Source organism: Azospirillum sp. B506 (assembly GCF_000333595.1).
GTDB lineage: Bacteria > Pseudomonadota > Alphaproteobacteria > Azospirillales > Azospirillaceae > Azospirillum.
In genome coordinates, this window is sequence record NZ_BADK01000999.1 from 1 (window position 1) to 13,371 (window position 13,371).

Annotated in this window: 11 protein-coding genes, 1 tRNA gene and 2 pseudogenes; 8 read left to right on the forward strand and 6 right to left on the reverse strand. The window is 63.9% G+C overall.

Going from position 1 to position 13,371, the window contains the following annotated elements; genetic code table 11:
• Positions 1–1,743, reverse strand: a pseudogene (gene argS, locus I71_RS30920) (arginine--tRNA ligase); the annotation flags it as partial.
• Positions 1,744–1,786: 43 nt separating this feature from the next.
• Positions 1,787–2,986, reverse strand: a complete 1,200-nt coding sequence (locus I71_RS30925) for a deoxyguanosinetriphosphate triphosphohydrolase (RefSeq protein WP_042703377.1) — start codon at positions 2,984–2,986, stop codon at positions 1,787–1,789.
• Between the two features lie 192 nt (positions 2,987–3,178).
• Here I71_RS30925 and erpA point away from each other — a divergent pair, with 192 nt between their 5' ends.
• The 5 genes from erpA (at position 3,179) to I71_RS37935 (ending at position 6,658) form a co-directional block, all read left to right on the forward strand.
• Positions 3,179–3,535 (forward strand): iron-sulfur cluster insertion protein ErpA, encoded by a 357-nt coding sequence (gene erpA, locus I71_RS30930; RefSeq protein ID WP_042703379.1) that lies wholly within the window; start codon positions 3,179–3,181, stop codon positions 3,533–3,535.
• Between the two features lie 36 nt (positions 3,536–3,571).
• Positions 3,572–4,345, forward strand: coding sequence for an exodeoxyribonuclease III (gene xth / locus I71_RS30935; RefSeq protein WP_042703381.1), 774 nt, complete (start codon positions 3,572–3,574; stop codon positions 4,343–4,345).
• Between the two features lie 130 nt (positions 4,346–4,475).
• Positions 4,476–5,048, forward strand: coding sequence for a hypothetical protein (locus I71_RS30940; RefSeq protein ID WP_042703383.1), 573 nt, complete (start codon positions 4,476–4,478; stop codon positions 5,046–5,048).
• A gap of 73 nt (positions 5,049–5,121) precedes the next feature.
• Positions 5,122–5,211, forward strand: a tRNA-Ser gene (locus I71_RS30945).
• A 634-nt stretch (positions 5,212–5,845) separates the two neighbouring features.
• Positions 5,846–6,658, forward strand: coding sequence for a polysaccharide pyruvyl transferase family protein (locus I71_RS37935; protein ID WP_148294416.1), 813 nt, complete (start codon positions 5,846–5,848; stop codon positions 6,656–6,658).
• Between the two features lie 78 nt (positions 6,659–6,736).
• Here I71_RS37935 and I71_RS40315 read toward each other — a convergent pair.
• Positions 6,737–6,817: pseudogene (locus I71_RS40315) on the reverse strand (IS5/IS1182 family transposase); the annotation flags it as partial.
• 452 nt (positions 6,818–7,269) lie between these two features.
• On the opposite strand from I71_RS40315, the gene I71_RS30950 reads away from it, so the two are divergent.
• Both I71_RS30950 and pepN read left to right on the forward strand, forming a co-directional pair.
• A complete protein-coding gene (locus I71_RS30950; protein ID WP_042703384.1) occupies positions 7,270–7,740 on the forward strand; it encodes a hypothetical protein in 471 nt (156 codons plus the stop codon).
• A gap of 216 nt (positions 7,741–7,956) precedes the next feature.
• A complete protein-coding gene (pepN, locus tag I71_RS30955; protein ID WP_042703386.1) occupies positions 7,957–10,614 on the forward strand; it encodes an aminopeptidase N in 2,658 nt (885 codons plus the stop codon).
• 110 nt (positions 10,615–10,724) lie between these two features.
• Here the strand turns inward: pepN and I71_RS30960 are convergent, their stop codons facing one another.
• The 3 genes from I71_RS30960 to I71_RS30970 form a co-directional block, all read right to left on the reverse strand.
• The gene (locus tag I71_RS30960; RefSeq protein WP_042703388.1) at positions 10,725–11,105 is read right to left on the reverse strand and encodes a cytochrome c family protein; all 381 of its coding nucleotides are present in this window, start codon (positions 11,103–11,105) and stop codon (positions 10,725–10,727) included.
• 129 nt (positions 11,106–11,234) lie between these two features.
• The gene (locus I71_RS30965; RefSeq protein ID WP_042703390.1) at positions 11,235–11,915 is read right to left on the reverse strand and encodes a carbon monoxide dehydrogenase subunit G; all 681 of its coding nucleotides are present in this window, start codon (positions 11,913–11,915) and stop codon (positions 11,235–11,237) included.
• Positions 11,916–12,057: 142 nt separating this feature from the next.
• Positions 12,058–12,519, reverse strand: coding sequence for a hypothetical protein (locus I71_RS30970; protein WP_042703392.1), 462 nt, complete (start codon positions 12,517–12,519; stop codon positions 12,058–12,060).
• 185 nt (positions 12,520–12,704) lie between these two features.
• Here I71_RS30970 and folK point away from each other — a divergent pair, with 185 nt between their 5' ends.
• Positions 12,705–13,235 (forward strand): 2-amino-4-hydroxy-6-hydroxymethyldihydropteridine diphosphokinase, encoded by a 531-nt coding sequence (gene folK / locus I71_RS30975; RefSeq protein WP_042703393.1) that lies wholly within the window; start codon positions 12,705–12,707, stop codon positions 13,233–13,235.
• Positions 13,236–13,371 lie beyond the last annotated feature (136 nt).

Sequence of the window (13,371 nt, forward strand, 5' to 3'; positions counted from 1 at the left end):
CCACCGGCTCGACACCCATCACCGTCAGGCCCGAGGCGATGACCGTCGCCACCGCGGCGATCAGCGCCAGACGGGCCGTCGTCAATTCAGCATCGCCCTCGATCAGGAAGCGCAGAGAGGCATCGTCGCGGCCCCGGTTCCACAGCGCGTGGAATCGCTGGCGAGATCGTAGAGGAAGAAGGCGATGCGGTGCGGCTCATGCGCCTCCGCCGCCGCCTCGACCACGCGCGGCCAGGTGGCCATGCGCTTGGCCAGCGCCATCTCCTCCTCGCTGTCCAGGCGCGCCAGATTCGCCGCGGCGGCGAGCGCGGCCGGCGTCTGGTCCAGCTGCGGCAGGGCCGTCGCGGCATGCCGCAGGACCGAGCGGCAGCGGGCGTGGGCGTACTGCACGTAGAAGACCGGGTTGTCCTTCGACTGCTCCGTCACCTTGGCGAAGTCGAAGTCCAGCGTCTGGTCGTTGCGGCGGGTCAGCATGATGAAGCGGACCACGTCCTTGCCGACCTGATCGATGACGTCGCGCAGCGTCACGAAGGTGCCGGCGCGTTTGGACATCTTCACCGGCTGGCCGTTCTGCATCAGGTGGACCAGCTGGCAGAGCTTCACGTCCAGCTCGGCCGCGCCGCCGGAGATCGCCCGCGTCGCCGCCTGCATGCGCTTGACATAGCCGCCATGGTCGGCCCCCAGCACGTCGATCAGCGACGCCGCACCGCGCCGGTACTTGTCATAGTGATAGGCGATGTCGTTGGCAAAATAGGTGAAGGAGCCGTCGGACTTCTTCAGCGGCCGGTCGACGTCGTCGCCGAAATCGCTGGACTTGAACAGGGTCTGCGGCCGCGGCTCCCAATCGTCAGGCTTCTTGCCCTTCGGCGGCTCCAGCACGCCGGTGTAGATCAGGCCGCGGTCCTCCAGCGCCGCCAGCGCCGTCTGGACGGCGCCTGCCGTCACCAGGGCGCGTTCGCTGCTGTAGACGTCCATCGTCACGCCGAGCGCGCCGAGATCCTCACGGATCCAGTCCATGATCATACCGATGGCGAAGTCGCGGCAGGCCGGAAGCCATTCGGACTCGTCGGTACCGACCCAGCGGTTGCCGTCACGCTCCGCCAGCGCCTGGCCGACCTCCTTCAGGTACTCGCCGGGATAGAGGCCGGCCGGGATCTCACCGACTTCCTCGCCCAGTGCCTCGCGGTAGCGGATGAAGGTTGAGCGGCCCAGCACGTCGACCTGCGCGCCCGCATCGTTGATGTAGTATTCGCGGGTGACCGCATAGCCAGCCTTCTGCAGCAGCGCGGCCAGCGCGTCGCCGAACACGGCGCCACGGCCATGGGCGGCGTGCAGCGGGCCGGTCGGGTTGGCCGACACATACTCCACATTGACCGGGGTCCTGCCGCCCAGCTCGCTGTCGCCATAGGCGGTGCCGGCGGTCAGCACGTCGCGGATGCGGTCGCGCCAGACGTCCGGCGTCAGGCGCAGATTGACGAAGCCCGGACCGGCGATCTCGACCGACGCCACGTCGGCACGGCTCTTCAGCTTGGCGACCAGCAGCTCCGCCAGCGCGCGCGGCGCCATCTTCGCCGGCTTCGCCAGGATCATCGCGGCGTTGGTGGACAGGTCGCCGTGCGAGGCCTCGCGCGGGGGCTCGACCGTCAGACGGCTGCCGTCCAGCCCTGAGGGGATGGCACCCTCGGCGGCCAGCTCTTCCAGCAGCTTGCGAATATCGGTCTCGAAGGCCTTGAAAATATTCATCGTCTCAGGTCGTCTTTTCAGGAGGTCACAGGAGCCTGACGGCTCAGGTCTTCACATGCAGGTCGAACAGCCGGTCATGTTCGGCCAGCGCATAGCGGTCGGTCATGCCGGCGATATAATCGGCCACATGGCGGGCACGCACAGCAAGATCGGCATTCCCCCCATTCCTGGCGATATCGCGCTGCCATTCGGTCGGCAGGGTGTTGGGCTCGTCCATGAACAGCTGGAACAGGGCGCGCACCACGCGCTTGCACTTGCTCATCTCGCGGTTCACGCGATAGTGCCGGTACATGCGCTGGCGCAGGAAGGCGCGCAGCGGCCGCTGCACCTCCAGCATCTCTTTGGAAAAGCTGACCATCGCCACCGGCAGGGCGCGCAGCTCGGCCGCACTGCCCGGCCTGTGCTCCGCCAGCCGCCGCCGCGTCTCCGTCACCAGATCGACGACCATGGCGTTGATCATCCGCCGGATCGTCTCATGGATCAGGCGCGAGCGCTCCAGTCCCGGATAGCGGTCGCAGACCTCTCGCACCAGCGGACCGACCAGCGGCAGCTCCGCCACCTCGTCCACCGTGAACAGCCCGGCGCGCAGACCGTCGTCGATGTCGTGGTTGTTGTAGGCGATGTCGTCGGCCAGCGCGGCCACCTGCGCCTCGGCCCCCGGATTGGTGTGCAGCTCCAGATCCCAGACGCCCTGGAAGGCGGCGATGGTGGTCGACAGGCGATGGCCGGGACGCAACGGCAGCAGCGGCCCGTTGTGCTTGACCACCCCCTCCAGCGCTTCCCAGGTCAGGTTCAGCCCGTCGAATTCGGCATAGCGCCGTTCCAGCCGCGTCAGGATGCGCAGGGTGTGGTCGTTGTGGGCAAAGCCGCCGAACGGCTCCATGCAGCCATTCAACGCCTCTTCCCCGGCATGGCCGAAGGGGGTGTGGCCGAAGTCGTGGGCCAGCGCCACCGCCTCCGCCAGATCCTCGTTCAGGCCCAGCGTGCGGCTGATCGAGCGGGCGATCTGCGCCACCTCCAGGCTGTGGGTCAGCCGGGTGCGGTAATAGTCGCCCTCGTGATAGACGAAAACCTGCGTCTTGTGCTTCAGCCGGCGGAAGGCCCCGGAATGCACGATGCGGTCGCGGTCGCGCTGGAAGCACGAGCGCGTCGGGCTTTCCGGCTCCGCCACCAGCCGCCCGCGCGTGTCCGCCGGGTTGCAGCCATAGGGAGCCAGCCGATCATGGGAACAGTCCGCCGTCATGGGGTGGACACTACCGGCGGGGAAACGCAGGTGCAACGGCGAAGGCGTGCTATGTCCCGGCCCCGGGGCCAACGGGGAGCAGAGCGTGCCAGAAGCGCAACGGTTTGGCGCAACGGTGCCCACACTTTGACGAAGCCGGCGATCCCCCTTACATTTATGGTAACTCCCGCACCGCACCAGAGGGGCCACCCCATGCCCGACACCGCACTCCCCACCGACACCCGCGTCCTCGGCGTCAGCGAAAGCGCCGCCAGGCGAGTCGCCTTCCTGATCGAGCAGGAGGGCAATCCCAACCTGATGCTGCGCCTGACCGTGTCCGGCGGCGGCTGTTCCGGCTTCCAGTACGGCTTCAGCTTCGACGAGACCGCGACCGACGAGGATCATGTCTTCGAGAAGGACGGCACCAAGGTGGTCACCGACGACGCCTCGCTCGACCTGCTGGCCGGCGCGACGCTCGATTATGTCGAGGATCTGATGGGCGCCGCCTTCCAGATCAAGAATCCGAACGCCACCGCATCCTGCGGCTGCGGCAATTCCTTCGCTGTCTGACACTGAAAAAACAAGAAAAGAAGGCAGGCCTGTTTCGTGAAGATCGCCACCTGGAACGTCAACTCGGCGAAGGCCCGCCTTCCGCTGATTACCAACTGGCTGCGCACGGCGTCCCCGGACGTCGTGCTCTTCCAGGAAATCAAATGTGAGACCGCCGCCTTCCCGACCGCGGCGTTCGAGGAGCTCGGCTATCACGTCAATGCGGTCGGTCAGAAGGCCTACAACGGCGTCGCCTTGCTGTCGAAGGCACCGGCGGAGAAGATGCTGACCCGCCTGCCGGGCGAGCCGGAGGACGAGCAGGCCCGCTATGTCGAGGCCACCGTGTCCGGCGTGCGCATCGCCTCGCTCTACCTGCCCAACGGCAATCCGGCTCCGGGCGAGAAGTTCGCCTACAAGCTGCGCTGGATGGACCGGCTGTACGACCATGCCAGCAGCCTGCTGGCCCAGGAAATCCCGGTGGTGCTGGGGGGCGACTACAACATCATCCCCGAGGCGCGCGACGTTTTCTCGCCGCAGGCCTTCGCCGGCGACGCGCTGTTCCGCCCGGAGTCGCGGGCCAAGTTCCGCGCCCTGCTGAATCTCGGCCTGACCGAGGCCTACCGCGCCCTGCATGACGACGACCGCGCCTATACATTCTGGGATTATCAGGCCGGCAGCTGGCCGCGCGACAACGGCCTGCGCATCGACCATTTCCTGCTGTCCCCGCAGGCCGCCGACCGTCTGGCCGGCTGCACCATCGACCGCGGCCCGCGCGGGCTGGAGAAGGCGTCCGACCACACCCCGGTGATCCTGGAGCTGCGGGACGCCTGACCGGTGCGGAAGCGCCGGACGTGGAAAGTCTGTGATAAAAGCATTTTGTTAAAAGTTTCGCTTCTACGATGACCGCGCCGTCCGGCCGACGACCGGGCAGCCGTGGTCACCGGGGGAGCGTAGAGCGGGCATGGCGTGGGGGCGCGACATCAACCGGGACCGGGTAAAGTCTCTTCTGGCGGCATTGGAACGTCAGGCGACCGAAGCGTCCCGGCTTGCCGAGCGTGCGCAGCGCGACATGGGCGACGACCGCTTCGCCTCCTTCCTCGACTTCCGCCGCAAGGTGGAGGAAATCCGCGCGCTGTTCGCCCTGACCGAGGAGCATCTGCAGGGCGTCGACGAGTCGCGTCTCAGCGACCTGCGCGCCGAGTTCGAGCGCATGGATCTTCTGCTGAGCCGCATGCTGGCACGGACGATGCGCAATTATTTCTCCGGCATGCGCGACGATCAGGTACTGCCCATGGGGGCGCGCGAATTGTTCGAACCGGAATTGCGCAGCATCGACCAGACCCGCGCCCGTCTGCTGGGCCCCCGCTATGCCGACCGCGTGGCGCCGGAGACTTTGGACGATCTGGACGCCACGGCCGAGATGATCCGCAAGATCATCGCCCGCGCCCCCAGCCTGCCCGACTTTTCCGACAGTCCCAGCCCGCCGAAACCGACCCGCCGCCTGCGTACGCTGGGCCGCCCGATCCGGAACTGAAAGGCAAATCGCAGGACCCTGCGCGCGACACTTGACCCACTGCAGCGCATTCGTTAATTCCGTGGGCTGTGCAGGATGGGTGGCCGAGTGGTTTAAGGCAGCGGTCTTGAAAACCGCCGTAGGTGCGAGCCTACCGTGGGTTCGAATCCCACCCCATCCGCCATCTTTCTGCAATTTTCCACTTTCCACCAACAGAATTGAGTCAACTTGAAAATGGTTGGCGTTGGGGTAGAGTTTACGATTACGTAGCGCGGATCGACACTTCCTGCGGCACAATATATGCTCGCCGTCGCAAGCCTGCCGCTTCGACGAAGCCCGCCATTGATTTGGCTGCCTGAATGAATCTGAACGGATTTTTTGAACACCGTAAATTTACTTTACAAGTTTGGTCTTCGATTTGAATTTGTTCGATATAACATGACGACACATATATCATCTGACGACAGATTCAATGCCATGTGCCGGCCAGGGCAGCCTGATTCTATCTACGATTTCCCAACCCTTGTCTCCATCCACCCGACTCTCTCTTTGCGAATTGGTCACTTTGTTCAAGCACAGACGGCCGCTCGAATTCGCTTCGATACAGACCTCGATGCTGGCGACGATTATAAGTGTTATCTAGAGACATGTCGCACTGTTCAGAGCGTCAAATCCGATTGGATTTTCTTTATTATCCGCAGAGGACAACATTCAACCTGCCCGCGACCAGCGACCGATGTCCAATGGCTTTCAGCAGTTAAATGCATGCTGCAAGACTGCCAGTCTATATACCTGCCTGCACTCTGGAACGGTGGCAAATGAGCGTTCACGATCTCATCCATGTATTTCGCGCCGACCCCACAAATGTGGGGGATTGGTACTGTCCACCTGGCCGATATTTCCCATTCGGCAGCAGGAATGCCTGCGACATACTTAGTGTACAGAGCCATGACCTGCCGCGCAGGGTCATCCTAGGCGGTGGCTGTCTGATGATGCCTTTCTTCGAATCCCACGTCCGACGGGTGTTCGAACCAACTGCGTCAGGACATCGCCGCATCGTCATCGGATGGGGAGTTGGCCAGGGAATGAGCGCAGATATTGAAAATGGATTTGTTGCACCGTACGAAGGGCCACCATCGCCGTTCATTGACGACTTTGACCTACTTGGTATTCGTGATTTCGGAACACAACATTGCTGGGTGCCTTGTGTGAGTTGTATGCACCCTGCTTTCGACGTTGCTTACGAAACCGTCCACGACATTGGTGTATTTGAGCACAAGAGGATACCGATCAACATTGACTATTTTCCAAAATCCTCTAACGACGGCAACGACATTGAGAGCGCCGTACGGTTTCTGGCATCATGCCGGATAATTATCACAAATTCATATCATGGCGCTTATTGGGCAACACTCCTTGGGAAGGAAGTTCTTGCCTTTCCTTTCAACTCGAAATTTTACGGATTAAAACACCCTCCGGCTTTTTGTGAGCCACAAAAATGGGAATCAAATCTAGATCGAGTGCGCGCTTTCCCTACCGCTTTGTCTGAATGCCGTGCTGCTAATATCAATTTTTACAAACAAGTTTCATATTTACTAAATCAAGAGGCAGATCCTGAATCGTACGTGTAAGAGCCCGTTTGGCTCCTGTTTGACAGCCGATTTAAGGGCAGACTGGTCGAAGTACGACGCTTGCCATGGCGAATCGGATATGCCATCGGAGACATCGATCCTGGATTCGTATTCGCAGACAAGACGTCTTGAGCGTGTCATCCATCCGAAGGTCCGCTCGAACATTCAGCACTGCGGCACGGCTTACAATCCGGCTCGCCAGCCGTGCTTCGCAGATCTCGGTGTCGACGCGAATTGTCCAGCCACTGAATTTTCTGGGACTTTTCTTTTTACGAGAATTCCCTTCATACATTTTCCACCGGGTTGACGCCGGAGTCAGCGGACATTTGTAGACATAAGCCCCTTTTCTACGGATCGCTTGAAGACGCTCTCGCATCTGGCGTTACCAGGCGCGGAAAGGACAGGCAGACCGCCGGCAAGGCTTTCCGTCATATCGGCATAAAATTACCCTATCTCGGCAACAAATTCCCATGCCCCCCACATCGACCCAGCAGGCGCATCCACCAGCATGGTGCCAAAGCCATGAAAATCTTGGAAAAACCTCGCAACCCAAGATTGGCATGACTGTTGCTTTGCAAACGTCCAGACAGGAGAGCCACGGGAGCGGTAGTATGAATATTTCCAGCGTAGGGGCCAACATCTCCAATATGGCTCCGACATCCAACCGGCGAACCGACAAGGACACGCCCTTATCCTTCGCCGACGCCATGTCAGCCACCACTGGGACGTCCGCCAGCAGCGGGACAACCGACCTGCGTGCCGATGCCGCTGCGAGCAAACCCGATTTCACCCATATGACGCACAAAGGCCTGTTCGACTGGATGAACGCCAAGCTTCGCAGCGGCGAGATGTCTTTCGACGAAAGCACGACCTATGTCAGCATGAGCGTCAGCAACATCGCAGGCAGCGATGAACTGACCCTCGACAATGGAAGACAGGTGGATTTCATGCAAAGGACCGAAGACGGCATGGCTTTGGCACAGAAACTCGGCAATGCCGACCTGTACAAGCGGCTGTCGACGGTATTGAAGACGATGCAGGATTATCAGGATAAGCCTGAGGACCTGTCGCTGAAGGCCTGACCCCCGGGTGCTACCGCCCAGCAACACTGCCTGTGAACTTGCAGGCGGAAAGGGCTGCATGCCTTGCTGGTCCGCACCGACCCCGAAACCGATCCGGCTGCCCACCCCCAATTCCCACTGGCGACAGCCCGCCGCCGCCTTGCTACAGTCCTTGTCCCTCGGACCTGTCCCGAACGGCTTGATCCGCAAGACAGACACAGACCAGAGACAAGGCACATGGACAAAGGCACGCCGAAGGCCATCCGGCTTCAGGACTATCGCCCGCCGGCGCATCTGATCGACACGGTCGACCTGTTCGTCGACCTGGGTGAGGATGTCACCACCGTACGCGCGGTGCTCGCGATCCGCCGCAACCCCGAGCGGCCGGAGGCGGCGACGGAGCCGCTGTCGCTCGACGGACAGAGGCTGGATCTGGTGTCGGTGGCGCTGGATGGCCGCACTCTCGGGCCGGACGACTACACGGTCACCCCCGATCACCTGATCGTGCCGGAGGTGCCGGCCAGCTATACGCTGGAGACCGTCGTCCGCATCAAGCCGCAGGAGAATACCGCGCTGGAAGGACTCTATAAGTCCTCCGGCAATTTCTGCACCCAGTGCGAGGCCGAGGGCTTCCGCAAGATCACCTATTTCGCCGACCGGCCGGACGTGATGGCGCGCTACAGCACCACCATCACTGCGGACAAGGCGCGCTATCCGGTACTGCTGTCCAACGGCAATCTGGCCGAGTCCGGCGATCTGGAGGGCGGGCGCCATTGGGCGCGCTGGGAGGATCCCTTCCCCAAGCCCTGCTATCTGTTCGCGCTGGTCGCCGGCAATCTCGTCCATGGCGAGGACCGCTTCCGCACCGCCTCGGGCCGCGACGTCACCCTGCGCATCTATGTCGAGCCGGGGAACGAGGACAAGATCGACCACGCCATGCGCTCGCTGATCAAGTCGATGCGCTGGGATGAAGAGGTCTATGGGCTGGAATACGACCTCGACATCTTCAACATCGTCGCGGTCGGCGACTTCAACATGGGGGCGATGGAAAACAAGTCGCTCAACGTCTTCAACACAAAATACATCCTGGCGAAGCCGGAGACCGCGACCGACACCGATTTCCTCAACATCGAAGCGGTGGTCGCGCATGAGTATTTCCACAACTGGACCGGCAACCGCGTCACCTGCCGCGACTGGTTCCAACTGTCGCTGAAGGAAGGGCTGACCGTCTTCCGCGACCAGGAATTCTCGTCCGACATGCATTCCCGCGCGGTGAAGCGCATCGCCGACGTCCAGGGGCTGCGCACCGTACAGTTCCAGGAGGATGCCGGCGCCATGGCCCATCCGGTGCGCCCGGACAGCTATGTCGAGATCAACAACTTCTACACCCCCACCGTCTACAACAAGGGTGCGGAAGTCATCCGCATGATCCACACCCTGCTGGGTCCGGAGAAGTACCGCAAGGGAACCGATCTCTATTTCCAGCGCCATGACGGGCAGGCGGTGACCTGCGACGATTTCGTCGCCGCAATGGCCGATGCCAGCGGCGTCGACCTGACCCAGTTCCAGCTGTGGTACCGGCAGGCCGGCACGCCGGAACTCGACATCGCCGGCAGCCACGACCCGGCGACCAAGACCTTCACCCTGACGGTCAGGCAGACGGTGCCGCCGACGCCAGGCCAGCCGACCAAGCAGCCGATGCACATCCCGCTGGTGGTCGGCCTGCTCGGCCCGGACGGGCAGGACCTGCCGTTGCGTCTCGACGGCGAGGAAGAGGCTGCCGGCACCAGCCGCATCCTGCCTGTCACGGCGGACAGCCAGAGCTTCACCTTCCGCGACATCCCGGCCCGGCCGGTGCCGTCGCTGTTGCGTGGTTTCTCCGCCCCGGTGAAGCTGAAGACCGACCTGACCGACGCCGACCTCACCTTCCTGATGGCGCACGACAGCGACGCCTTCAACCGGTGGGAGGCCGGGCAGATTCTCGGCACACGCATCCTGCTCGGCCTCGTCGCCGACCGGCAGGCAGGCCGCGAACTGGTGCTGCCGGAGGGCTATGCCGACGCCTTCGCCAAAATCCTGGAGGATGCGGAGCGCGACCGCGCCTTCGCCGCCCAGGCGCTGGTGCTGCCGACGGAGGCCTATCTCGGCACGCAGATGCCGGTGGTCGATCCCGACGCCATCCACACGGTGCGGGAATTCGCGCGCAAGACGCTGGCCGGGCGGCTCCGCGAGCGTTTCCTCGACCTCTACCGCCGCAACAGCAGCCAGGAGCCCTTCTCGGTCGATGCAGAGGCCATCGGCAAACGGTCGCTGAAGAACCTCTGCCTCGCCTATCTGATGGCTCTGGAGGAGGATGAGGCGCTGGATCTGTGCCTGACGCAGTACAACACCGCCAAGGGCATGACCGACGAGATCGCGGCGCTGCAATTCCTGTCCAACACCACCTCGCCGGAAGGGGAAAAGGCGCTGGCCGACTTCTACGAGCGCTGGAAGGGCGAAGCTCTGGTCGTCGACAAGTGGTTCAGCGTCCAGGCGATGTCGCACCGCGACGACACGCTGGCCCGCGTGACCGCCCTGCTCGGCCATCCGGCCTTCGAGATCCGGAACCCGAACAAGGTCTATGCGCTGATCGGCGGTTTCGCCAACGGCAACCCGGTCCGCTTCCATGATGCGAGCGGTGCCGGCTATCGTTTCCTCGCTGATCAGGTGTTGCGCCTGGACCCGATGAACCCGCAGGTTGCGGCCCGTCTGATGGGTCCCTTCTCCCGCCTGCGGCGCTATGACGCGGCCCGCCAGGGACTGATGAAGGCCGAATTGCAGCGGATCGTCGTCACGTCGGGCCTGTCGCCGGACGTCTACGAGGTCGCCAGCAAGAGCCTGGCAGCAGCCGGCTGAGACTCGGAACCAAAGGACTATGCTCAAAAGCAAGGGGCCGGTGGCATCGCCACCGGCCCTTTCGCCGTCAGCACTGCCCCCCGGGCCGCCGGACCGGAGGGGAAGCGGTCTTACTTCTGCTCAGACAGGAAGGCGATCAGGTCGGCGCGCTTGGTGTCGTCCTTCAGGCCGGCAAAGGCCATCGTGCCGCCCGGAACGATTTCCTTCGGCGCCTTGATGTAGGCATCCAGGTTCTCGGCGGTCCAGACGTGACCGGCGGCACCCTTTTCCTTCATCGGGGCGGAATACTTGAAGCCCTCGATCGAGGCGGCCGGACGGCCGACGATGCCGAACAGCGAGGGGCCGACCTTGTTCTTGCCCTGCTCAGCGGTGTGGCAGGCCATGCAGACCTTGAACACTTCCTTGCCGGCGGCGGCATCGGCCGCCTGGGCGGCACCGGCACCCATCACGACCGCGGCGATGGCGGCAACGCCCATCAACAGCTTCTTCATTCTTCGGCTTCCCTTCCGATGGATCCACCGGCCGGCGGCGCCGACCGGAATCGCGCGGCAGCATACACATTCCAAAAGGGTGTCAAACCCCTTTGATGCAGCCGTACGACCAATGAACAATTGGCCATGCTAACTTGCCCAGGCAAGCGATACGAGCAGCACCACAACCACGAGAAGTGCTGCCCAGGGCACGTAAAAATTGCCGCCTCCGGCCCCCGCCCTGCGCCCGACCGGCAGCGGCACCGGGATCTCCGGCGTCGGTTCCGCCAAACGGGTCGCGGGTTTCGCCGCAGGGGCGGCGGGCTGGGCGGCGGGCTGGGGAACCGCTTCGATAGCAACCGCCGCGTCAGCCGGGGCCGCTTCAGCCGGTGCGGGACCGACGATCTGGGTGAAGCGGGCGAAGAACTCCTCGGCCATCTTGCGGGCAGTGGCGTCGACCAGCCGGGAACCGATCTGCGCCAGCTTGCCGCCGACCTGGGCCTTGGCGGTATAGCTCAGCAACGTGGCGCCGCCATCGTCGGCCAAGGTCACGGTGGCTCCGCCCTTGCCGAAGCCGGCGGCACCGCCCGACCCTTCGCCGGTGATGGTATAGCCGTTGGGCGGGTCCAGATCCGACAGGGTGACCTTGCCGGCGAATTTGGCGCTGACCGGGCCGACCTTGGCGACGACCTTGGCCGACATCTCGGTGTCGGACTGCCGGACCACCTCCTCGCAGCCAGGGATACACTGGCGCAGGATGTCCGGATCGTTCAGCGCCGCCCACACCGCGTCGCGGCTGGCCTCGATCCGGTGGCTTCCGCTCATATCCATGGTTCGTGGTTCCTCCAACCCTGTGGCAACCCTGATGCGGCCCTTTGCGGGCGTCTCTGTGCCCCGGCTATGGCCGGGGTTATGATTGAGAATATGGCATAACCGGGCGCGGCGACAGCCCCGGCCGCCTCATCTCAAAGTCTTAGGGCGCGGGCGGCGCCATGCAGGTGCTGACGATCGGTGTACAGGCGGACAGCGAGGCCCCGGCCGGATAGCTGATCTGCTCCACCGTGCCGCGCGGACCGATCACCATCGTCGCCTCGCATCCGGGCGAGGTGCCGCCGCCGACCGGCACGCCGAAGCCGAGGCCGAGTCCCACCCCGCCGCTGCCGCCGAAGCTGCCGGCCCCGATGCCAATGCTGCTGCCGGGGCTGTAGGCCACCGCCGGCCGGGCGACATAGGTGTAGTATTCGCGCCCTGCCGCCGTCGCCTGACGATCCGGCACGCCGGCGCAGGCCAGCAGTTCGTCCTTGGGCATGCCGATCATGGCGGTCTGGGCACGGCGCGCCACCTCGGGATCGGGGCCGGTGGCGCAGCCGGCAAGGATGACGGCGGTGCCGCCGAGAAGGATCATCGCAGCGCCAACAGTCCTTGCCTTGGCCATCTCTCGTCCTCCACCAGAATATCGTGTCATCGCCGGATTCTTCTCAACCGGTTGATATGATGCTGAAACCCTGCCACCGCCCGTCCGTTCCCGAACAGGGGCCGGCGGCCCGGAAGTGACGGACGGGTTGGATTTGCTAGGAGTCCCGTCCCTGTCCATACCAGCATATCGGGACCGTCGACGCCATGGCCGAGCTTACGCCCCCCTCCCTGCCCTCCGCCGCCGCCGTGACGGTCCATCTCGCGCTCGGCGGCAATCTGGGCGACCGCGCGGCCAATCTCGCCGAAGCGATCCGGCGGTTGGGCGCAGCGGTGGAGATCGACGCGCAGTCCGCCCTGTACGAGACGGCGCCGATGTATGTGACCGACCAGCCGGCCTTCCTGAACATGGCAGTGCGCGGCACCACCCGCCTGGAGCCGGTGGCCCTGCTGCGCATCCTCAAGGAGATCGAGGAGTCGCTGGGCCGCGATCTCGGCGGCCTGCGCTTCGGCCCGCGGCCCATCGACATCGACATCCTGCTCTACGCCGACCGGGTGGTGGCCGAGCCGGAGCTGGAAATCCCCCATCCCCGCATGGCGGAGCGCGCCTTCGTCCTCTGTCCGCTGGCCGACATCGCCGCCGACATCGTCCACCCGGTGCTGAACCGCCGGATCGACGCCCTGCTCGACGACGTGCCCGGTCGCGAAACCGTCGTCCGCATCGCCGAGGCGCTTTGAGGCCGAAACGCTTTTGGCCGGATGCCCGTGTGCGGTGGTATGCCGCCGCCACACCGCTTATAGTGCCGGCCTGAATGCAACGCCGGTGCCCGCGCGCCGGCCGGGAGAGTGTGTTGTCGGACGATAGCGTGAAACG